At 71.4% G+C, this 21,055-nt stretch carries 20 protein-coding genes and 1 riboswitch; of the genes, 12 read left to right on the top strand and 8 right to left on the bottom strand.

Annotated features, from left to right (window positions below; all coding sequences use genetic code 11):
• Nucleotides 1-81 precede the first annotated feature (81 nt).
• Together ACFV1W_RS09660 and ACFV1W_RS09655 are read right to left on the bottom strand one after the other, a co-directional pair.
• A complete protein-coding gene (locus ACFV1W_RS09660; protein ID WP_380414727.1) occupies nt 82-282 on the bottom strand; it encodes a DUF397 domain-containing protein in 201 nt (66 codons plus the stop codon).
• The gene (locus ACFV1W_RS09655) at nt 279-1,091 is read right to left on the bottom strand and encodes a helix-turn-helix transcriptional regulator (protein ID WP_380414726.1); all 813 of its coding nucleotides are present in this window, start codon (nt 1,089-1,091) and stop codon (nt 279-281) included. The genes ACFV1W_RS09660 and ACFV1W_RS09655 overlap by 4 nt, the downstream gene beginning before the upstream one ends.
• Nucleotides 1,092-1,254: 163 nt before the next feature.
• Between ACFV1W_RS09655 and ACFV1W_RS09650 the strand changes: the two genes are divergently transcribed.
• Both ACFV1W_RS09650 and ACFV1W_RS09645 read left to right on the top strand, forming a co-directional pair.
• Nucleotides 1,255-1,692, top strand: a complete 438-nt coding sequence (locus ACFV1W_RS09650; protein WP_380414725.1) for an ATP-binding protein — start codon at nt 1,255-1,257, stop codon at nt 1,690-1,692.
• Between the two features lie 297 nt (nt 1,693-1,989).
• A complete protein-coding gene (locus ACFV1W_RS09645) occupies nt 1,990-2,862 on the top strand; it encodes a DMT family transporter (protein ID WP_380414723.1) in 873 nt (290 codons plus the stop codon).
• Between the two features lie 99 nt (nt 2,863-2,961).
• On the opposite strand, the gene ACFV1W_RS09640 is transcribed toward ACFV1W_RS09645, so the two are convergent.
• Nucleotides 2,962-4,029 carry an SUKH-4 family immunity protein gene (locus ACFV1W_RS09640; RefSeq protein ID WP_380414722.1) on the bottom strand — a complete coding sequence of 356 codons (1,068 nt, stop codon included), beginning with the start codon at nt 4,027-4,029 and terminating at the stop codon, nt 2,962-2,964.
• 350 nt (nt 4,030-4,379) lie between these two features.
• Between ACFV1W_RS09640 and ACFV1W_RS09635 the strand changes: the two genes are divergently transcribed.
• Nucleotides 4,380-4,835 (top strand): nuclear transport factor 2 family protein, encoded by a 456-nt coding sequence (locus ACFV1W_RS09635; RefSeq protein ID WP_380414721.1) that lies wholly within the window; start codon nt 4,380-4,382, stop codon nt 4,833-4,835.
• A 6-nt stretch (nt 4,836-4,841) separates the two neighbouring features.
• Here ACFV1W_RS09635 and ACFV1W_RS09630 read toward each other — a convergent pair whose 3' ends face one another.
• On the bottom strand, nt 4,842-5,603 hold the full coding sequence (locus tag ACFV1W_RS09630) for a TetR/AcrR family transcriptional regulator (RefSeq protein WP_380414719.1): 762 nt from the start codon (nt 5,601-5,603) through the stop codon (nt 4,842-4,844).
• Nucleotides 5,604-5,744: 141 nt separating this feature from the next.
• Between ACFV1W_RS09630 and ACFV1W_RS09625 the strand changes: the two genes are divergently transcribed.
• Nucleotides 5,745-6,338 carry an NADPH-dependent FMN reductase gene (locus tag ACFV1W_RS09625; protein WP_380414717.1) on the top strand — a complete coding sequence of 198 codons (594 nt, stop codon included), beginning with the start codon at nt 5,745-5,747 and terminating at the stop codon, nt 6,336-6,338.
• A 22-nt stretch (nt 6,339-6,360) separates the two neighbouring features.
• Nucleotides 6,361-7,341, top strand: coding sequence for an MFS transporter (locus ACFV1W_RS09620; protein ID WP_380414715.1), 981 nt, complete (start codon nt 6,361-6,363; stop codon nt 7,339-7,341).
• A gap of 97 nt (nt 7,342-7,438) precedes the next feature.
• Here the strand turns inward: ACFV1W_RS09620 and ACFV1W_RS09615 are convergent, their stop codons facing one another.
• The 4 genes from ACFV1W_RS09615 to gcvT form a co-directional block, all read right to left on the bottom strand.
• Nucleotides 7,439-8,806: an L-serine ammonia-lyase gene (locus ACFV1W_RS09615; RefSeq protein ID WP_380414713.1), complete on the bottom strand. Its 1,368-nt coding sequence runs from the start codon at nt 8,804-8,806 to the stop codon at nt 7,439-7,441.
• Nucleotides 8,807-8,956: 150 nt separating this feature from the next.
• Nucleotides 8,957-10,237 carry a serine hydroxymethyltransferase gene (gene glyA / locus ACFV1W_RS09610; RefSeq protein ID WP_380414711.1) on the bottom strand — a complete coding sequence of 427 codons (1,281 nt, stop codon included), beginning with the start codon at nt 10,235-10,237 and terminating at the stop codon, nt 8,957-8,959.
• Nucleotides 10,238-10,320: 83 nt separating this feature from the next.
• A complete protein-coding gene (gcvH, locus tag ACFV1W_RS09605) occupies nt 10,321-10,698 on the bottom strand; it encodes a glycine cleavage system protein GcvH (RefSeq protein ID WP_380414709.1) in 378 nt (125 codons plus the stop codon).
• Between the two features lie 100 nt (nt 10,699-10,798).
• A complete protein-coding gene (gene gcvT / locus ACFV1W_RS09600; RefSeq protein ID WP_380414707.1) occupies nt 10,799-11,920 on the bottom strand; it encodes a glycine cleavage system aminomethyltransferase GcvT in 1,122 nt (373 codons plus the stop codon).
• 247 nt (nt 11,921-12,167) lie between these two features.
• A riboswitch (glycine riboswitch) is annotated at nt 12,168-12,272 on the bottom strand.
• A 255-nt stretch (nt 12,273-12,527) separates the two neighbouring features.
• Between gcvT and ACFV1W_RS09595 the strand changes: the two genes are divergently transcribed.
• The 7 genes from ACFV1W_RS09595 to ACFV1W_RS09565 all read left to right on the top strand — a co-directional run bounded on the left by ACFV1W_RS09595 (nt 12,528) and on the right by ACFV1W_RS09565 (nt 20,986).
• Nucleotides 12,528-13,325: an enhanced serine sensitivity protein SseB C-terminal domain-containing protein gene (locus ACFV1W_RS09595; RefSeq protein ID WP_380414705.1), complete on the top strand. Its 798-nt coding sequence runs from the start codon at nt 12,528-12,530 to the stop codon at nt 13,323-13,325.
• Between the two features lie 115 nt (nt 13,326-13,440).
• Nucleotides 13,441-14,403: an enhanced serine sensitivity protein SseB C-terminal domain-containing protein gene (locus ACFV1W_RS09590; RefSeq protein ID WP_380414703.1), complete on the top strand. Its 963-nt coding sequence runs from the start codon at nt 13,441-13,443 to the stop codon at nt 14,401-14,403.
• A gap of 457 nt (nt 14,404-14,860) precedes the next feature.
• Complete coding sequence (locus ACFV1W_RS09585; RefSeq protein WP_380414701.1) at nt 14,861-15,850, top strand: ABC transporter permease; 990 nt, start codon at nt 14,861-14,863, stop codon at nt 15,848-15,850.
• 51 nt (nt 15,851-15,901) lie between these two features.
• Entirely contained in the window at nt 15,902-17,671 is a 1,770-nt protein-coding gene (locus ACFV1W_RS09580; protein WP_380414699.1) for an ABC transporter substrate-binding protein, read from the top strand.
• Between the two features lie 99 nt (nt 17,672-17,770).
• Nucleotides 17,771-18,781, top strand: coding sequence for an ABC transporter permease (locus ACFV1W_RS09575; protein ID WP_380414697.1), 1,011 nt, complete (start codon nt 17,771-17,773; stop codon nt 18,779-18,781).
• Nucleotides 18,778-19,848, top strand: coding sequence for an ABC transporter ATP-binding protein (locus ACFV1W_RS09570; protein ID WP_380414695.1), 1,071 nt, complete (start codon nt 18,778-18,780; stop codon nt 19,846-19,848). Before ACFV1W_RS09575 ends, ACFV1W_RS09570 begins: the two co-directional genes overlap by 4 nt.
• Before the next feature lie 34 nt (nt 19,849-19,882).
• Entirely contained in the window at nt 19,883-20,986 is a 1,104-nt protein-coding gene (locus ACFV1W_RS09565) for an ABC transporter ATP-binding protein (RefSeq protein ID WP_380414693.1), read from the top strand.
• Nucleotides 20,987-21,055 lie beyond the last annotated feature (69 nt).

Raw genomic sequence — 21,055 nt, 5'->3', positions numbered from 1 at the left:
TGGAGAACTTGTGACGATAAGTCATATCTGCTGCAAGCAGGGGTGGTTGGAAGGTGGTTATCCACCCGTTCGACTAAAGGGTCACTCGACTCGCGCTGCTTGAGCTTCGGCCGCGAAGGAGACGAAGGCCGACCACGCCTCGGGGGAGAAGGTCAGGGTCGGGCCGGCCTTGTCCTTGGAGTCGCGGACGTGGACGGTGGAGGGGGAGGAGGCGACCTCGACGCAAGCGCCGCCCTGATCATTGCTGTAGCTGGACTTGAACCACTCGGATCGGTCGCTCAAAGCTCCTCCGCTACCTTTCTGATGAACTCCGCCGAACCCTCGGTGCTGAGAGCTTGCTGGCAGATCATCGCATGGCGGCGGGCGAGGATACTCACCTTGTCCGGGTCGGCGTAGAGCACTCCAGTCTCCTGCCCCTCGATGTAGGCCAAGTGCTCGTGCTCGGGTGACTCCAGAAGGATCAACGAGCCGCCGAGTCCTTGGTAGGCGCCGCGGCCGACAGGCAGCACCTGAACTGAGACGTTCCGCAACTTGCCGACTTCCAGCAGATATTGGAGCTGGCGCTTCATACAGGCTCGTCCTCCGACCATCGAGCGAAGTGCGGCTTCGTAGATGATGAAACCGAACATCACAGTCAGGGATCGATGCAGCTTCTCCTGGCGCTGGAGCCGTGCAGTCACTCGTGCATCGACCGTCTCATCGTCCAGTGGCGGGCAGCTATGGCTGATCAACTCGTGGGCATACTCCTCGGTCTGTAGCAAGCCTGGGATGAGGAGCCCTTCGTACCACTGGATGGCGATCGCCTCGGCCTCCGCATCCGTGTAACCCTGCGAGTAGGACGGGAACTTCTCGGGCGCCAAGAAGTCGGCCGCCCCCGCGATCATTCCTTTTGCGTCGCAGAGCTCATCCGCTACCTGCAACAGCTTGAGTGACGGCTTTCGCCTCCCCGCCTCCATCGACCGCACGCTCTCGATGTCGTAGCTGGCCGCTCGGCTCAACTCCTCCCGGGGCACGCCCGCCTTTTCACGCCACCGCTTGAGCTGATCGCCGCAGTACTTCCACGACATCGGGTTCTGCTTCGGCGTGCTCACGGCCCCGTGCCCCTCCCTGCCCTGGTCACAGGGCGGTTCAAGCTCCCGCTGTACCAGCGGTGTAACTGCTGAGGCTATGCCCGCCTGCCGACCCTTGAAGGGTGAAATGGCCGAACTCAGCCCTCCCGAGTGACGCCCTCCGTACACCTCCTCAAGGAATCCGATGCTCACTCAGCAGCCCCTCGATGCCGTCGAGTGGATGTTCCCCCGCCTACCCCGCAGCGCCGGCCGTGCCCGGATCCGCTTCCTCCGGCTGGCCTTCGAGTGGGAGGTGCCCGTCGACTCCGCCGAGACCGCGCTGATCCTGCTCAGCGAACTGGTCACCAACGCCTGCCGCCACGCCCGCTCGCCGCGTGACCGGATGATCGGGGTCCGGGTTCTCCTGCCCACCCCCTCCCTGCTCCGCATCGAGGTCTCCGACGCGAACCCCGAGTTGCCGACCCTCCGCCATGCCACCCCCGACGACGAGTCCGGCCGGGGCCTGGAACTCGTCGCCGCCCTCGCCTCCTCCTGGGGCGCCCACCCGCGCGGCGAGGGCTACATCGGCAAGACCACCTGGTGCGAACTCGCCCTTCCCACTCCGGCCAACCCGCACGACTGATGCCCCCACCACCCTGCACAGGAAGTCGGGCCCGTCGACTTCCTGCGCAGGCCGGGTACCATCGGGCCCGTGAACTCGTACTGGCACGTCGTGCTGCCACCGCTCAGCGCCTGACCGGGCGCGCGCTCTCCGGTGGCTTGATCCCCGCAGCCCCGTCCAGGGGCCCTGTGGCGTGCGCCCGTCCTCGGAACCAGTCCCCTTGACGGTCTTCGACGACGGAAGTTCACGACTGTGCCGAATCGTTTGTCCGCGCCCGCGCGCGTTCGTCTGACCCCCGCTCCTCGCCGTACCCGCCCGATGGACGGGCCGCTGCCGATCCTGGTCTCCGCGCTGCTGTGGGGCACCACCGGAACGGCCGCCTCGTTCGCGCCCGCAGGCGCTCCGGCGGCCGGGATCGGGGCGGCGGCCCTGGTGCTCGGTGGCTCGCTGCTGTTCCTCACCGACCGCGCCGCGTGGGCGCTGCCCCGGGTGTGCGGGACGGGTGAGCGGTGGTTGCTGGTGGTCGGGGCGGTGGCCGTGGTGGGGTACCCGGTCACCTTCTACCCGGCGGTGACCCGCACCGGGGTCGCGGTCTCGACGGTGATCGCACTGGGCAGCGCGCCCGTGTTCACCGGACTGCTCGGATGGCTCGCCCGGCAGGGGCGGCCGAGCGGGCGGTGGGCCGGGGCCACCGCGCTGGCCGTGCTCGGCTGCGCGGTGTTGGTGCTCGGGCCCGAACTCGCCGGCCGGGGGTCGGCCGTGGACGCCCTCGGCGTGCTGTTGGCGGCCCTGTCCGGGTTCTCGTACGCGGTGTACTCGCTGATCGCCGGGCGGCTGATCGCGGCCGGGCGCCCGTCCGGTGGGGTGATGGGCGCGATGTTCGGCGGGGCGGCCGTGCTGGTGCTGCCGGTGCTGCTCGCCGGTCCGACCGGCTGGCTGCTCTCGGTGCGTGGGGCGGGCGTGGTGCTGCACCTCGGGGTGGTCACCACCTTCCTCGCCTACCGGCTCTTCGGCCACGGCCTGAGGCACACCGCGGCGCAGACCGCCACCACCCTGACCCTCGCCGAACCCGCCGTCGCCGCCGTCCTCGGCGTCGCGGCCCTGGGCGAGCGCCTGCCGGCGGTGTCCTGGTGCGGGCTCGCGGTGCTCGCGGGCGGCCTGGCCGTCCTGACCATCCCCGGTCGGCGGTAGGCGGTTGCTGCTGCACAGGAAGTCGGACCGGCCGACTTCTGGTGCGGTCGCGGGATACAGCCGCGCCCCGGCCGACTTCCTGTGCGGCGGGCGGCCCGCTCAGCCCAGGAGGCCGCCGGTGTACGGGTCCTCGGCGAGGAGGCGCCAGGAGTGGCGAGGGGTCGCCCAGGCTTCCGGGTCCACCTTCTCGACCAGCTCCTCGATGACGGTCCGCAGGAACAGCTGAGGGTCGAACACCTGCCAGCCCTCGCCCTCCTCCTCGCCGGCCGCGTACTCCCAGTGGTCGTAGTCGGCGCGCAGCCGTTCGTACGTCCACAGGGCGGAGAGCAGGGCGGAGACGTCCCGGTGCAGGTACGACGCCGGGTCGTCGGCCTCGTACAGGCCGGGCAGCTCCAGGCGGCCGGTGGCGCCGTCGAGCCCGATCACCAGGTCGTGCGGCCAGTAGGCGAGGGCGAGGCGGTCGGGGCGGGTGGAGTCCATGGCGGCGAGCGGGTCGTCGGGGTCGACGCCGAACATCTCGCTGTCGAGCGGCAGGCCCGCCTCGACGAGGAGCCGCCGGGTCGGCTCGTGGGTGAGCTCGGCGGGCAGGTCCTCGGCGCGGTAGCGGCGGACGGCGCCCCCGTCGTCGCCGACCAGCCGGGCGAGGTCCTCGACGAGGTCCGGTTCGAAGGTGTAGGCGAGGCCGCCCGGTCCGCCGGGGCGGGCACCCCAGGCCAGGGACGCGACCAGCAGCGCCGTGTCCCAGTGGGCGGGCCGGGCGGTACGGGCGAACAGTGGCTCGTCGGCCGCCCGCATCCGCCGCTCGGCGTCCGCCACGACGGCGTCCACCACCGCCGCGCCCCGGCGGCCCCCGTGGGCGCCGGGATCCCCGGCGCCGGTCACGACCGCCTCGACCTCCCGGACCAGGGCCACCAGCGCGGGCAGCGAGGTGGCCAGCAGGTCACCCTCGGACCCGTCGCCGAGCCGCAGCTCACCCGTCGCACCGTCGAGGACGACCGGATCGCCGTACACCGCCTCGCCGATGACGATCCACCGCTCGCCCCCGGCCGGCGCAGCGCCGGGAGCGCGGAACTCCAGGAATGCGCCGTCCTCGGGCAGCCCCTCCGTCAGCAGGTGCTCCCGGCTGGGCCCGTGCGTCAGCCCCTCCGGCAGGTCCATCACGTCCATGTCCGTTCCCCGCCCCTCGTCCCGCCGCCCGGCCCTGCGATCGAACCGTCGAGAGCGTACGAGAGGCCCCCGACAGCGCCTCCCGCGGGGTCTTCGAAGCTCGACGCACAGCAAGTCGGACCGGCCGACTTCCTGTGCAGCGGCGGCTGGTCGACTGGACGCCGGAGGGCACGGCCCCCGCGACGGCGGGGCGGCTGCTGGAAGGGCACCGGCGCTGGGCGGGCCACCTTCTCGTAGGGGACTCGCCGCTCAGTAGGTAGGCTGCGGTTGATCGAGTGATCAGCGGGGACCAACTGGATTGCCGTGCAGGGGGCCTGGCGTTCCCGTCCGTCGACGAAGGGTCTGAAGCCGTGCCGGAATCCGCCGTGCCCGGGCCGCTGGAACTGCTCGCCCGCTACCGTCGGGCGATGCTCGACCTGGACGCGGACGCACTGGCCGAGTTGTACGCCGAGGACGGGGTGCACGAGTTCCCGTTCCTGTTCCCGGGGATGCCCGAGCGCTACCGGGGGCGCGAGGAGGTGCGGGCCGGGTACCGGGCAGCGTGGGGGGCGAGCGAGGCGCGGCCGGAGGAGATCCGGGAGGTCGCGGTCCATCCGGGCGCCGATCCCGAGGTGCTGACCGTGGAGCAGTCGGTGATCGGCCGGGTCGCCTCCACGGGCGAGGAGTTCACCCTCCCGGGCCTGCTGGTGCTGCGGGCCCGGGGCGGGCAACTGGTGCACGTGCGCGACTACATGGACGGCCTGGGGGTGGCCCGTGCGATGGGCCGGCTGGGAGCCGTGACCGCCGCTCTCAAGGCCCGGGGCTGACGTCGCTCAGATGTCGAAGTGGGCGGCGATGCCGTCGAGGACGCAGTCGAGGCCGGTCGTGAAGTGCCAGTCGGGGTCGTCCTTGCGGGTGGCCTGCCGCAGGTACTCCTGGTAGGCGGGGTAGCGGCCGGTGCCCATCAGGTAGGTCATCCGGGGGGCCAGGCCTGCCCGGGTCTCGTCGCCGTCGGACCAGCCGCGGGCGCGGCGCAGGTCCTGGAGGGCGACCTCGGTGGCGGAGGAGCCGTGGACGTAGACGGCCACGGTCCGGAAGATCGCCATGGTGGTGTCGGCGTCCAGGCCGTGCTCGGCAAGGGCGGTGAACGCCCTTTCGGGGACGGCGAGTTGGTTGGGGCTGAGGGAGAACGGGGTGGCCGCCCGGGTGATCCAGGGGTGGGCCAGGCTCATCGCGCGCAGGTGGACGGCCAGGGAGTGCATGGCCTCGCGCCAGCCCTCGGCGGGGGTGTCCAGGGGCAGCTGGCCGTATACGAAGTCGACCATCAGCTCGATGAGTTCGTCCTTGCCGGAGACGTACCGGTAGGCGGCCATCGGGGCCACGTCGAGGGCGGTGGCGAGGCGGCGCATGGTGACGGCGTCCAGGCCCTCGGTGTCGGCGATGGCGACCGCGGCCTCGGCGATCCGGTGCGGGGTCAGGGTGGTGCGCGGAGCGGGGGACGGGCGGTCGAGCCGCTCCCAGAGTGAGGGCTGCGGCTTCTCGCGGTCGTCGGCTCCGGTGCTGCTGTCCCCGGTGGGGGCCTGCTGGGCGGGCACGGGGCGGGCTCCTTCCGGTCGGTGGTCCCCACCGTACCACTGGCGTGTACGGCGTATCGCAAGAGTGGACGTCGTACACATCAGTGTGTACGTTGTATCTCGCCGATACGGCGTACACATCGTCCCGGAGGGGGAACAACCATGTCCATCGATCGGAACCTGCAGGTCGCGGTCGTCCTCGGCAGCACCCGCACCGGCCGCTTCGGCCCGGTCGTCGCCGACTGGCTGCTCGGCCACCTGGAAGCCCGAGGCGACATGACGGCCGACCCGATCGACCTGGCCGCCACCCCGCTGCCCACCGTCTTTCCGTCCTTCGGCGGCGAACTGCCGCCCGCTGACGCCGAGCTGCTCGCGGCCGTGTCGCCCCGGCTGGCGGCCGCCGACGCCTTCGTCTTCGTCACGCCCGAGTACAACCACAGCTTCCCGGCCCCGCTGAAGAACGCCATCGACTGGCACAACCAGCAGTGGCACGGCAAGCCGGTCGGCTTCGTCTCCTACGGCGGCCTCTCCGGCGGCCTCCGGGCGGTCGAGCAGCTGCGCGTGGTGATGGCCGAGTTGAACAGTGTGACGATCCGCAACACGGTCAGCTTCCACGGCGCCGCGCAGGCGTTCGACGCCGACGGCAAGCCGCGGGACCCGGCCGCCGACGCCGCCGCCAAGACCATGCTCGACCAACTGGCCTGGTGGGCCGAGGCGTTGCGGGACGCCCGGCAGGCCCGCCCGTTCGCCGCCTGAGGCCGCGAAAGGGGGAACGGCCATGACCGCGGAACCGATCGACGACCGCCCCAAGCCGCCGCTGCTCGGTGTGCTCGGGCTGATGCTCGGCATCTTCCTCTCGGCCCTCGACGGCCAGATCATCGGCACCGCGCTGCCGACCATCGTCGGCGACCTCGGCGGACTGGAGCACCTCGCCTGGGCGGTCACCGCCTACCTGCTCACCTCCGCCGCCACCACCCCGCTGTGGGGCCGGCTCGGCGACCTGTACGGCCGCAAGGGTGCGTACCAGTGGGCGGTCGCGGTGTTCCTGGTCGGCTCGATGCTGTCCGGACTGGCGCAGGACATGGCCGAGCTGATCGCCTTCCGGGCGCTCCAGGGGGTCGGCGCGGGCGGGCTGATGGTCGGCGCGCTCTCGGTGATCGGGGTGCTCGTGCCCGCCTCCGACCGGGGCCGGGTGCAGTCGGTGATCGGGGTGCTGATGCCGATCGCCTTCGTCGGCGGGCCGCTGCTCGGCGGTTTCCTCACCGACCGGCTCAGCTGGCGCTGGGCCTTCTACGTCAACCTGCCGGTCGGGGTGTTCGCCCTGTTCGCGGTCGGTGCCGGAGTACGGCTGCGGAACGCCGAGCGGGTCCGCGCCCCCTTCGACCGGGCCGGGGTCGCCCTGCTGACCACCGGCATCCTCGGGCTCACCCTGGTCAGCAGCTGGGGCGGGACGCTGTACCCCTGGACCTCGCCGCTGATCCTCGGGACGGGGGCGGTCGCGGTCGCCGCGCTGGCCGGGTCGCCCTCGGCCGTCCGGGACGCCGTCGGCACGGCGGTCACCAGCGGGCTGCACGGCGCGGTCGCCGGGGGCGTCGCCCTGGCGGCGGTGGCGACGGCGGTCGCCTGCCTGGCCCGGCCGAGCCGGAGCCCGGTCCGGGGCCCGAACCCGCCCGCGGAGCCGCGCGAGCTCGGTACGCCGGAGGAAAGGGCGGAGCGGGAGACGGAGAAGGCGGCGGAGAAGGCGGCGGTACGGAGCTGACCGCCCGCGGTCCCGGGCCCCGGGCACGCCGAAGCCCCCGGGCGGAGGGGACTCCGCCCGGGGGCCGGGCCGTCAGGCCACCGCGATCAGCACGCGATCAGCACTCGATGACGTTCACGGCGAGGCCGCCGCGCGAGGTCTCCTTGTACTTGATCTTCATGTCGGCCCCGGTCTCCTTCATCGTCTTGATCGCCTTGTCCAGCGAGACGTGGTGGCGCCCGTCGCCGCGCAGCGCCATCCGGGCCGCGGTGACGGCCTTGACCGACGCCATGCCGTTGCGCTCGATGCAGGGAATCTGGACCAGGCCGCCGACCGGGTCGCAGGTGAGGCCGAGGTTGTGCTCGATGCCGATCTCGGCGGCGTTCTCGACCTGCTCGGGAGTGCCCCCGAGGACCTCGGCGAGACCGCCCGCGGCCATCGAGCAGGCGGAGCCGACCTCGCCCTGGCAGCCGACCTCGGCACCGGAGATGGAGGCGTTCTCCTTGAAGAGCATGCCGATGGCGCCGGCCGCGAGCAGGAACCGGACGATGCCGTCCTCGTCGGCGCCCGGGATGAAGTTCAGGTAGTAGTGCAGGACGGCCGGGATGATGCCCGCCGCGCCGTTGGTGGGCGCGGTGACCACCCGGCGCCCGGAGGCGTTCTCCTCGTTGACCGCCATCGCGTAGAGGGTCACCCACTCCATCGCGTTGGCCGGGCCGATCCCCTCGGCGCGCAGCGTCCGGGCGGCCGCGGCGGCCCGGCGGCGGACCTTCAGCCCGCCCGGCAGGATGCCCTCGCGGGTCATCCCGGCCCGCACGCACTCCTGCATCACGGACCAGATCTCCAGCAGACCGGTCCGGATCTCCTCCTCGCTGCGCCAGGCCTTCTCGTTCTCCAGCATCAGGCCGGAGATCGACAGCCCGGTCTCCCGGGTGAGCCGCAGCAGCTCCTCGCCGGTGCGGAAGGGGTAGCGCAGCGCGGTGTCGTCGGGCTTGACCCGGTCCGCGCCGATCGCGTCCTCGTCGACGACGAAGCCGCCGCCGACCGAGTAGTAGGTCTTCTCCAGCAGCGCCGAGCCGTCCGCCGCGTACGCCCACAGGGTCATGCCGTTGGCGTGGTACGGCAGCGAGCGGCGCCGGTGCAGGACCAGCTGGGTGTCGGGGTCGAAGTCGATCGGGTGTTCGCCGAGCAGGCTGAGCCGCTTCTCGGTGATGATCCGCTCGACGTCCTTGTCCGCCTGGTCGACGTCGACGGTGCGGGGCGAGTTGTTCTCCAGGCCCAGCAGGACGGCCTTCGGGGTGCCGTGGCCGTGGCCGGTGGCGCCCAGCGAGCCGTACAGCTCGGCGCGCACGCCGGTGACCCGGTCCAGCAGGCCTTCGGAGCGCAGCCGGCGGGCGAACATCCGGGCCGCGCGCATCGGGCCGACGGTGTGGGAGCTCGACGGGCCGATGCCGATGGAGAAGAGGTCGAAGACGCTGATGGCCACGGGGGACGTCCTTGTCTGGTCTCGTGGAAGGACTTGCGGGGAGGGGGATGACACGGGACGGGGCACCGCGCGCACTGTCCAGTGTGCGCGGTGCCCCGGGGTCCCAGGCGCACCGGCGGGGTGAGGCCGGTCACCTCATCCCGAACGGGATCACTCCTGGCCGGCCAGGTTCGGGTAGAGCGGGTACTTCTCGGCCAGGGCGGTGACCCGGGCCTTCAGGGCGGCGGCGACGGTCTCGTCGAAGGCGGGCTTGAGCGCCTCGGCGATGATGTCGGCGACCTCGCGGAAGTCGTCGGCCCGGAAGCCGCGGGTGGCCAGGGCCGGGGTCCCGATGCGCAGACCGGAGGTGACCATCGGCGGGCGCGGGTCGTTCGGGATGGCGTTGCGGTTGACGGTGATGCCGACCTCGTGCAGCCGGTCCTCCGCCTGCTGGCCGTCGAGCTGGCTGTTGCGCAGGTCGACCAGGACCAGGTGGACGTCGGTGCCGCCGGACAGCACGGAGGCGCCGGCCTCGGCGACGTCGGCCTGCAGCAGACGCTCGGCGAGGATCTTGGCGCCCTCCAGGGTGCGCTGCTGGCGCTCCTTGAACTCCTCCGAGGCGGCGACCTTGAAGGCGACGGCCTTGCCCGCGATCACGTGCTCCAGCGGGCCGCCCTGCTGGCCGGGGAAGACCGCGGAGTTGATCTTCTTCGCCCACTCGGCCTTGGACAGGATGACGCCGCCGCGCGGGCCGCCCAGGGTCTTGTGGGTGGTGGTGGTGACCACGTCCGCGTACGGCACCGGGTTCGGGTGCAGGCCCGCGGCCACCAGGCCGGCGAAGTGCGCCATGTCCACCATGAGCAGCGCGCCGACCGCGTCGGCGACCCGGCGGAACTCGGCGAAGTCCAGCTGGCGCGGGTAGGCGGACCAGCCGGCGATGATCAGCTTCGGCTGGTGCTCCTTGGCCAGGCGCTCGACCTCGGCCATGTCGACCTGGCCGGTCTTCTCGTCGACGTGGTACGCGACCACGTTGTAGAGCTTGCCGGAGAAGTTGATCTTCATGCCGTGGGTCAGGTGACCGCCGTGGGCCAGGTTCAGGCCCAGGATGGTGTCGCCCGGCTGGATCAGCGCGAACATCGCGGCGGCGTTGGCCTGCGCGCCGGAGTGCGGCTGGACGTTGGCGTGCTCGGCGCCGAACAGGGCCTTGATCCGGTCGATCGCGATCTGCTCGACCACGTCGACGTGCTCGCAACCGCCGTAGTAGCGGCGGCCGGGGTAGCCCTCGGCGTACTTGTTGGTGAGCACCGAGCCCTGGGCCTCCATGACCGCCACCGGGGCGAAGTTCTCGGAGGCGATCATCTCCAGGGTGGTCTGCTGGCGGTGCAGCTCGGCGTCGACCGCGGCGGCGATCTCCGGGTCGAGGGCGTGCAGGGACTGGTTGAGAACCGTCATGGTGTGGTCTTCCCGGGAGGAGGAGAGCGAGGGGACGGTGGGGGCGGGCCGGCGTGCGCGCGGCCCGCCCGGTGCCGGGCTGGTCAGCCGGCGTGGGTGAGCGCGTCGTACTCGTCGGCGCTGAGCAGCTCGTCGGTGGCCTCGACACGGACCTTGAAGAGCCAGCCGCCCTCGAACGGGGCGCTGTTGACCAGGCCGTTGTCGTCCAGGACGTCCTGGTTGACCTCGGTGACCTCGCCGGTCACCGGGGAGTACAGGTCGCTGACCGACTTGGTGGACTCCAGCTCGCCGCAGGTCTCGCCGGCGGTCACGGTGTCGCCGACCTCGGGCAGCTGCACGTAGACGATGTCACCGAGCGCGTCGGCGGCGTGCTTGGTGATGCCGACCGTGGAGACACCTTCCACGGGGGCGGTCAGCCACTCGTGCTCCTTGGTGTACTGCAGGTGCTGGGGGTTGCTCATGGCGTCATTCTCCAGGATGGGAAGCGGGTACGACGCAGCGGGCCGCCGCACGGACGGCTCCGACGTGCGTGTATGGGAAATCGAGGGGTCCTGCGAGGCCTCAGCGGGCGCGCTTGTAGAACGGCAGCGCCACGACCTGGACGGGCTCGTGCTTGCCGCGCACGTCCACCGCGACGGTGGTGCCCGGCTCGGCGTGGGCCGCGTCGACGTAGGCCATCGCGATCGGCTTCCCCAGCGTCGGGGACGGCGCGCCGGAGGTGATCCGGCCGATCGGGGCGCCGTCGGCGGAGACCACCGTGTACTCGGCGCGCGGCACGCGCTTGCCCTCGGAGACCAGGCCGACCAGCACCTTCGGCGGGTTGGTCTCGGCCGCGGCGGCGGCCTGCTCCAGCGCCTTGCGGCCGACGAACGCGCCGCCGTTGGTGGTCTTGTCGAAGCGGACGACCCGGCCCAGGCCCGCGTCGAACGGGGTCAGGTCGGTGGACAGCTCGTGCCCGTACAGCGGCATGCCCGCCTCCAGGCGCAGCGTGTCGCGGCAGGACAGGCCGCACGGGACCAGGCCGTGGCCCTCGCCCGCGGCGGTCAGCGCCTGCCAGACCGGCTCGGCGTCGACCGGGTGGCAGAAGATCTCGAAGCCGTCCTCGCCGGTGTAGCCGGTGCGGGCCAGCAGCACCTCGCGGCCGGCCACCTTCGCCGGGAGGATCGCGTAGTACTTCAGGCCGGGCAGGTCGGCGTCGGTGGTCTTCGCCAGGATGGCGGTGGCCTCCGGGCCCTGGACGGCGATCAGCGCGTAGGTGTCGCGGTCGTCGGTGACGACGGCGTCGAAGCCCTTGGCGCGGGCGATCAGCTCGTCCAGCACAAGCTGGGCGTTGGAGGCGTTGGCGACCACCAGGAAGGCGTCCTCGCGCAGGCGGTAGACGATCAGGTCGTCCAGGATGCCGCCGTCCTCGGCGCAGATCATGGTGTAGCGGGCGCGCAGCACGCCGAGCGCGGAGACGAAGCCGACCAGGGCGTGGTCCAGCATCTCGCCGGCCTGCGGGCCGGTGACGGTGATCTCGCCCATGTGCGAGAGGTCGAACAGGCCGGCCTTGGTGCGGACGGCGAGGTGCTCCTCGCGCTCGCTGCCGTAGCGCAGCGGCATGTCCCAGCCGGCGAAGTCGGTCATGGTCGCGCCGAGGGCGCGGTGCAGCGCGTCGAGCGCGGTGAGGCGGAGGGACGACATGGCCAGGAACTCCTCGGTCGGGGCACTCAGGGGTGCGCGCGCCGGGACCGGATCCGCTCGGGGACCGACCCTGCGCGCGGGCATGCGGCGGCGTGGGTCTCCCCATCTGTCGTCGAACCTGAGAGCTTCACCGCCCACCTGCCCGCAGCTGGTGCCAGCATCAGCTGGTTCCAGCATCGGGGACAGGACGGCGGCTTGCACCGTGGGTGGGCGCGCGACAGGGCCGTGCGCCGCTTTCCAGATGTGCCTAACCCGCGCGGTAGGGGGGCCTGAGAGATTCCGGGGAGGACTTGCTCCTTCGGCGCCGGCCGTGCCTCCTGAGGGGCACTCCGGGCTCTCCCGCGCGGGTTCGAGCGGCCGGTGTGGAGTTGTGGGGGCCCGCGGCGCATGCCGTCGGACGCGCACATCATGGCACGTCCGCGCGGAGGAGGGGAGAGGGGACCCGGTCACACGGCGCGGGGCGCCCGGTCACGTGCCACGGCGCGCCCCGTCGCACGCTGCGGGGCGCCCTCCGGGGGGACGACGCGAGTTCGAAGCCGAGCCCTAAACTTCTCCGCGTCGGCGCAGCAGTGGGCGGCCGACCCGGCACGAGGGCGGACGGCGGCGCATGGGGTACCCGGTGGAGCAGCAGCAGGGGTGGGACGGGCCGCGGACGGCGCCGTCGGGCGGCACGTGGCCGGCGAACGAGCTGGAGCAGGTGCTGACGGCCGCGCTGGGCGACCCGGGGGCGACGCCGCGGGTGATCGAGGTGCTGGCCCGCAGCCAGGTGTGGATCCCGCTGCCGGCCGGGGGCGACCCGAACGGGCAGTCGCTGGACCTGCCGACCGTCGAGCTGGCCGGCGCCCCGTACGTGCCGGTGTTCTCCTCGCAGGAGGTGTTCCTGCAGCAGGCACCGGGGATGGCCTTCGCGATCGCGCCGGCCTGGGAGTTCGCCCGCGGGCTGCCGCTGGGCGTGGGCATCGCGGTCAACCCGGAGGCGGCGGTGGGCATCCCGGTGCCCCCGCAGGGCGTGGCGGAGCTGCGCCGCGGCCCCCGGGAGGAGCGCTGGGAGCAGCAGCCGGAGGCGCCGACCGGCGGCCGGGTGGCGCTGCGCGAGCCGGTGCCGGGCGAGGACCCGGAGCACTTCCTGGCCGCCTGCCGGGCCGAACTGTCGGCTCTGCCGGGCGTCGTGACCGCACGGCGGGCGCTGGCCAGCATCGAGGGCGAGCCGACCGTGATGTTCGTGGGCGTCCAGCTGGATCCGGCGGCCCCGGCCGACCCGGGAGCGGTGAACGAGGCGCTCGGGCGGGCGCTGGGAACCGCGCCGCTGCCGGGCGGCGTCCACCTCGTGCTGCTCGACCTCGCCGACGACCCGGTGGTCGAGTGGCTGCTGACCCGGGTCATGCCCTTCTACTCGCGGGTGTGAGCGGGGATCCTTCACAGGCACGTCGCCGTGGCGGTGGCCGGTGCCGCGCCATAGGGTGCGTGCAGGCGGCTGACGGGCCGGCGGGTTCAGGAAAGAGGCGCGGCGAGGTGGGCGCATGAGTGCGGGAACGGGAGCGGGCGGGGTGCCGGGGCCTTGGGGCCAGGCACCGGCCGGGCGCCCGGGCGCGGATCCGGGCGCGTTGGAGCAGGCCCTGCGCGAGGTCGCGCCGGAGCGCTGGGACGCGTACGAGCGGCTGCTGCACGCGCTGGCCGAGGGCCAGGTCTGGATGCTGCTGTGGCACGGCAGCCCGGGCAGTCCGGACGCCCAGTACGGGAACATGGAGATCGGCGGCCACGGCTACGCGCCGGCCGTCACCTCGCCCGAGCAGCTGACGGCCTCCGGCTGGGCGCGGGCCCACGAGGTCATCTCCGGGCGGGAGATCGCCGCTTCGCTGTACCGCACCCGCTGGGGCCTGTGGCTCAACCCGCACGCGCCGGGCGGCGGGGTCGGGGTGCCGTGGGCGGACCTGCGGCGGATCGCCGCGGGCCTGGACCGGCTGCCGGCCGGTCCGCTGAAGCTGAGCGAGCCGCAGGTGAACGCCCAGCAGTTCTTCGCGCTGCTGGAGCGGCAGGCGGGCGAGGTGCGCGCGGTCCGGGCGCTGCGCCGGGCCTGGGTGCAGCCGTCGGTGGGGGAGCCGTACCTGGCGATCGGTCTCGACCTGTACGAGAGTTCGCCGCCGGCGGTGGAGGCGGTGCGGGCGCTGATGCAACGGGCGATCGCGGTGGCCCCGGAGGGGCTCGCGGTCTCCACGGTGGCCATGTCGGACGAGTACGACCCGGTGGCGCTGTGGATGCGCGCCAACGCACGGCCGTTCTTCGACCGGGAGGCGGGCCGACCGCCGACGGGCCCGTACCCGCCGGTGCCGCCGCCGTACCCGGGGCAGTCGATGCCGGGCCGACCGGTCCCGGGCCAGTCGATGCCCGGGCAGCCGATGCCCGGTTATGCCTACGGCACCCAGCCGCCCGCGCCGGGTTGGGGGCAGCAGCCCCAGCCGTGGCCCGGATACCCCGGCCGCTGATTGCCGAAACACGTCTCGTTAAAGCCCCTGCCTAGAAGCCGACTTGATCCCTGATCAGGTCGGCTTCGGTGCTTTCGGGACGAATTTCCGTTCTCGGCGCCGGGACATCTTGACATGGCAGTTACAGCCATGTGAAGAGGGATATGCCGAAGATCGGGGAGGTGCATGCGGGCAGATCACAGTTGGGCATCTGTCGGTTGTCAGGGCTGGCGCAAGCCAGTTCGGATGGCAGAGAGTTCTGCGCAACGCATCGCGCGTACTGGAAACCCCACGAAGGTGAACGCGCACGCCGACCGCTCGATCCACGCGACGCCCATCCCGCGTGGAGGCAGTACCCGTGCACGACGTACTGCCGCGAACACCTGCACCCAGCACCTCCGCACGTCCGCAGCCGTACCGCCGAACCGGCGCCCGGCACCCGTGGGCCGGCCACCGTCGGCGAGGGGACCAACTGACCATGACCGCACCCATGACAACCGCCGGGAACGAATCCGAGGCGCCCGCCTCCCCGAGCCCGGCCAAGACGATCGAGGGCCGCTCCCTCGGTCGGATCGCCTGGACCCGCTTCAAGCGGGACAAGGCCGCCGTCGCCGGCGGCATCGTGGTGATCCTGCTGATCCTCCTGGCCGTCCTGGCCGGACCCCTGGAGTCCTTGTTCGGGCTCGACCCCGACCAGCCGAACACCGACCTGCTGGACGCCGACCTCGGTGGACTCCCGCTCGGCGACTGGGGCGGGATGAGCGCGGACCACCCGCTCGGCATCGACCCGCTGCAGGGCCGCGACCTGCTCGCCCGCGTGGTCGACGGCTCCTGGGTCTCCCTGCTGGTCGCCTTCGGCGCGACCGTCCTGTCCAACACCCTCGGCACCGTGCTCGGCGTGATGGCCGGCTACTACGGCGGCTGGGTGGACACCGTGATCAGCCGGTTGATGGACGTCTTCCTGGCGTTCCCGCTGCTGCTGTTCGCCATCGCGATCTCCGCCTCGCTCCAGGGCGGCGCGTTCGGCCTGCACGGCCTCCCGCTGCACATCATGGTGCTGATCTTCGTGATCGGCTTCTTCAACTGGCCCTACATGGGCCGGATCGTGCGCGGACAGACCCTCTCGCTGCGCGAGCGGGAGTTCGTCCACGCGGCCCGCAGCCTCGGCGCCCGCGGCCCGTTCATCCTGTTCAAGGAGCTGCTGCCGAACCTGGTCGGCCCGATCCTGGTCTACTCGACCCTGCTGATCCCGACCAACATCCTCTTCGAGGCCGGTCTGAGCTTCCTCGGCGTCGGCATCCAGCCCCCGCAGTCCTCCTGGGGCGGCATGCTCGCCGACGCGAAGAACTACTACCAGGTGGACCCCCAGTACATGGTGGTCCCGGGTCTGGCGATCTTCATCACCGTGCTCGCGTTCAACCTGCTCGGCGACGGGCTGCGTGACGCCCTCGATCCCAAGAGCAACTGACTCGGCGTCAGTAATCTCCCTCCTCCACACCTCAAGGGGTTGATCTCACCCATGCGTAGGTCCCGTACCGTCGCGCTGACCGCCGCGGCCGCCGCCGTGGTCCTGGTCGTCACCGGCTGCTCGTCCAGCTCCAAGAGCGGCGACAGCTCCTCTTCCTCCTCCAGCAACGCGAGCGGCGGTGCCGACGCGGCCACCAAGCAGATCGTCAACGCCTCGGACAAGAAGGGCGGGACGGTCACCTACGAGATGAAGGGCACCCCGGACTCCCTCGACCCGGGCAACACCTACTACGCGTACATCTACAACTTCTCGCGCCTGTACGGCCGCCCGCTGACCACCTTCAACCCGGCCGCCGGCGCGGACGGCAACAAGCTGGTCCCGGACCTCGCCGAGTCGATGGGCCAGCCCAGCGCGGACGGCCTGACCTGGACGTACAAGCTGCGCGCGGGCCTGAAGTACGACGACGGCACCCCGATCACCTCCAAGGACGTCAAGTACGCCGTGGAGCGCTCGAACTACGCGCCCGAGGTGAACTCCAACGGCCCGACGTACTTCCACGACCTGCTGGTCGACAACCCGACGCCGTACCAGGGCCCGTACAAGGACAAGACCGGCGACCTGAAGTCGATCGAGACCCCGGACGACACCACGATCGTCTTCCACCTGCAGCACCCCTTCGCCGACTTCGACTACCTGGTCAGCGCCCCGCAGACCGCGCCGGTCCCGCAGGCCAAGGACACCGGTGCCGACTACGTGAAGCACATCGTGTCCTCGGGCACCTACAAGTTCGAGTCCTACGAGGACGGCAAGCAGGCCGTCCTGGTGCCGAACACCAACTGGGACAAGAGCACCGACCCGATCCGGAAGCAGCTGCCGGACAAGATCGTGCTCAAGATGAACATCGACCAGGCCACCATCGACAAGGACCTGCTGGCCGGCAACGCCCAGGTCGACCTGGTGGGCGGCGGCGTCGACCCGCAGACCCAGGCGCAGATCCTGCGCGACCCGAAGCTCAAGGCCAAGACCGACAACGCCTACGGCGGCCGCCTGGTCTACATGGCGATCAACACCAAGGTCGCGCCGTTCGACAACGTCGACTGCCGCAAGGCCGTCCAGTACGCGATCGACAAGGTCGCGGTGCAGACCGCGCTCGGCGGCCCGATCCGCGGCCAGGTGGCCAACACCGTGCTCCCGCCGGACATCCCGGGCCACCAGGACTTCAACCTGTACGAGACCAAGGACAACAAGGGCGACCAGGCCAAGGCCAAGGACTCCCTGAAGGCCTGCGGGAAGGACGGCGGCTTCAGCACCGTCCTGACCGCCCGCACCGAGCGCGCGACCGAGGTCGCCGCGGCCACCCAGATCCAGGCGCAGCTGAAGAACATCGGCATCAACGTCGAGATCCAGCAGTTCCCGCAGGGCAAGTACCTGACCGACTCGGCCGGTGCGCCGCAGTTCACCCAGGACCACAACATCGGCCTGATGATGATGCAGTGGGGTGCCGACTGGCCGACCGGCTACGGCTTCCTGCAGCAGATCGTCGACGGCCGCGCGATCAAGCCGTCCGGCAACAGCAACCTGGCCCAGCTGAACGACCCGGCCGTCAACAAGATGATCGACGACGCCGCCGTCAACCCGGACAAGGCCGCCCGCGAGAAGATCTACGGCGACATCGACAAGAAGGTCATGGAGTCCGCGGTGTACGTCCCGCTGACCGACTTCAAGGTCTTCCTGTACCGCTCGGACAGCGCCACCAACGTCGCGTCCACCCCGGCCTTCTCGGGTGAGTACGACTACCTGAACATCGGCACCACCAAGTAAAGAGCCTGGCTCCGCATCCCTGAAGGCAGGTGAAGGCAGCGGCGCCCGCCGCCGTCCGGAAGACCCCGGACGGCGGCGGGCCGCCGGAGCCGCCCAACTGTGTTTGCCTACATCGTTCGCAGGATCCTCGCGGCCGCGGTGCTGCTGCTGGTCGTCAGCGCGGTCACCTTCGCGATCTTCTTCCTGCTCCCGCGCATCGCCGGTGAGACCACCGACCAGCTGGCCGCGCAGTACATCGGGAAGAACCCGTCGCCCGAGGCGATCGCGGCGGTCAAGAAGAACCTCGGCTTCGACCAGCCGCTGTACACCCAGTACTGGAACTTCCTGAAGGCGCTGGTCAGCGGCGCCGAGTACAAGTTCGGTCCGGAACCGGCCACCTGCCACGTGCCCTGCTTCGGCTACTCCTTCAAGAACCACCTGGAGGTCTGGCCGGAGATGACCAGCCGGATCCCGGTCACCATCTCGCTCGCCATCGGCGCGGCGGTGCTCTGGCTGGCCTCCGGCATCACCACCGGCGTGATCTCCGCGCTCAAGCCGCGGTCGGTCTTCGACCGGCTCTCCATGGGCGTCGCCCTGGCGGGCGTCTCGCTGCCGGTCTTCTTCACCGGCGCCCTGCTGCTGACGGTGTTCAGCTACGAGTGGCCGATCCTGGACAACCTGCACTACGTCAACTTCACGGACGACCCGCTGATGTGGGCCCGCAACCTGATCCTCCCGTGGATCTCGCTGGCCTTCCTCTACTCCGCGCTCTACGCCCGCCTCACCCGCGCCGGGATGCTGGAGACGATGAGCGAGGACTACATCCGCACCGCCCGGGCCAAGGGCCTGGTCGAGCGCAAGGTCGTCGTCAAGCACGGACTGCGCTCCGCGCTCACCCCGATCGTCACCATCTTCGGCATGGACCTCGGCCTGCTGCTCGGCGGTGCGCTGATCACCGAGCAGGTCTTCTCGCTCAACGGCGTCGGCCAGTTCGCCGTCCAGGCGATCAGCGACAACGACCTGCCCAAGGTCCTCGGCGTCACGCTGCTCGCCGCCTTCTTCATCGTCGCCTGCAACCTCGTGGTCGACCTCCTGTACGCCCTCGTCGACCCCCGCGTGAGGCTCTCGTGACCGACCTCCAGAAGACCCCGGCGGACGCCGCTCCCGCTCCTCTGGGAGACCCCTTCCTGTCCGTCCGCGACCTGCGGATCCACTTCGACACCGACGACGGCCTGGTCCGCTCGGTGGACGGGGTCAGCTTCGACCTGCACAAGGGCCGCACCCTGGGCATCGTCGGCGAGTCCGGCTCCGGGAAGTCCGTCACCTCGCTCGGCATCATGGGCCTGCACCGCTCCAAGCGGGCCCGGATCAGCGGCGAGATCCTGCTCGACGGCGAGGACCTGATCGCGGCCGGACCGGACCGGGTGCGCCAACTGCGCGGCCGCGAACTGGCGATGATCTTCCAGGACCCGCTGACCGCGATGCACCCGTACTACACGGTCGGCGCCCAGATCATCGAGGCGTACCGGGTGCACCACCCCAAGGCCACCAAGAAGGAGGCCAGGGCCCGGGCGATCGAGATGCTCGACCGGGTCGGCATCCCGCAGCCCGACCGCCGGCTGGACGACTACCCGCACCAGTTCTCCGGCGGCATGCGCCAGCGCGCGATGATCGCCATGGCCCTGGTCAACGACCCCTCGCTGCTGATCGCCGACGAGCCCACCACCGCCCTGGACGTCACCGTCCAGGCGCAGATCCTGGACCTCATCCGCGACCTCCAGCAGGAGTTCGGCTCCGCCGTCATCATCATCACCCACGACCTCGGGGTGGTCGCCGAGCTCGCCGACGACATCCTGGTCATGTACGGCGGCAAGTGCGTCGAGCGCGGCCCCGCCGAGAGCCTCTTCGACGCGCCCGAACACCCGTACACCTGGGGCCTGTTGGGATCGATGCCGCGACTGGACCGGGAACTGCAGGAACGGCTCGTCCCGGTGAAGGGCACCCCGCCCAGCCTGATCAACGTGCCGTCCGGCTGCGCCTTCCACCCGCGCTGCCCGTACGCCGCCCTGACCGGCGGTCGCTCCACGAGCGAGGTCCCGGTGCTGGCCGAGGCCGCGCCCGGGCACCTCGCGGCCTGCCACCTGCCGGCCGACGAGCGGCACCGCATCTTCGCCGACGAGATCGCGCCCCGGCTGTGAGCCCGGCCCCGTACCACCATTCTGGAGAGAACCGATGACGGACACTCAGGGGGCCACCATCCCTTCGCCGGCGCCCGCGCCCGAGCGCGAGCCGTTGCTGAAGGTGACCGGCCTGACCCGGCACTTCCCGATCCGCGGCGGACTGCTCCGGCGCCAGACCGGCGCGGTGCGGGCCGTCGACGGCATCGACTTCACCGTCAACGCCGGTGAGACGCTGGGCGTCGTCGGCGAGTCCGGCTGCGGCAAGTCCACCATGGGGCGGCTGATCACCCGGCTCGACGAACCCACCGGCGGGAAGATCGAGTTCGAGGGCACCGACATCAGCCACCTGGGCGTCGGCGCGATGCGGCCGCTGCGCCGCGACATCCAGATGATCTTCCAGGACCCGTACTCCTCGCTGAACCCGCGGCACACCGTCGGCACCATCGTCAGCGCGCCGTTCAGGCTGCAGGGCGTCCAGCCGGAGGGTGGCGTCAAGAAGGCCGTCCAGGACCTGCTGGAGCTGTGCGGGCTCAGCCCCGAGCACTACAACCGCTACCCGCACGAGTTCTCCGGCGGCCAGCGGCAGCGCATCGGCATCGCCCGGGCGCTCGCGCTGAAGCCGAAGATGATCGTCGCGGACGAGCCGGTCTCGGCGCTCGACGTGTCGATCCAGGCGCAGGTGGTCAACCTGCTGGACGACCTCCAGCAGGAGCTCGGTCTGACCTACCTGATCATCGCGCACGACCTCTCGGTGGTCCGGCACGTCTCCGACCGGGTGGCGGTGATGTACCTCGGCAAGATCGTCGAGATCGCCGACCGCGACTCGCTCTACCGCAGCCCGATGCACCCGTACACCAACGCCCTGATGTCGGCCGTCCCCGTGCCGGACCCGCGCCGGCGCCAGAGTGGCGGCCGCGATCGGATCCTGCTCAAGGGCGACGTGCCCTCGCCGATCAACCCGCCGAGCGGCTGCCGCTTCCGCACGCGCTGCTGGAAGGCCCAGGACGTGTGCGCGAGCCAGGAGCCGCCGCTGACGGCCCTGAAGACCGGCCACCAGGTGGCGTGTCACTTCCCCGAGCGGAGCGAGGGGAACGACCAGCGCAGTCCCGAGCGGAGCGAGGGGAACGACCAGCGCGGTCCCGAGAACGCCCAGTAGGGCCTGTCCGGCAAGATCCGCCGGGCTGCGCCCTGGCCGGCGCCTGGGCGCAGCCCGCACGCACGAGGC

This window comes from Kitasatospora sp. NPDC059648, assembly GCF_042734825.1.
Lineage (GTDB): Bacteria > Actinomycetota > Actinomycetes > Streptomycetales > Streptomycetaceae > Kitasatospora.
Note: the sequence above shows the minus strand (reverse complement) of the source record. Positions and strands in the feature narration are given on the sequence as shown.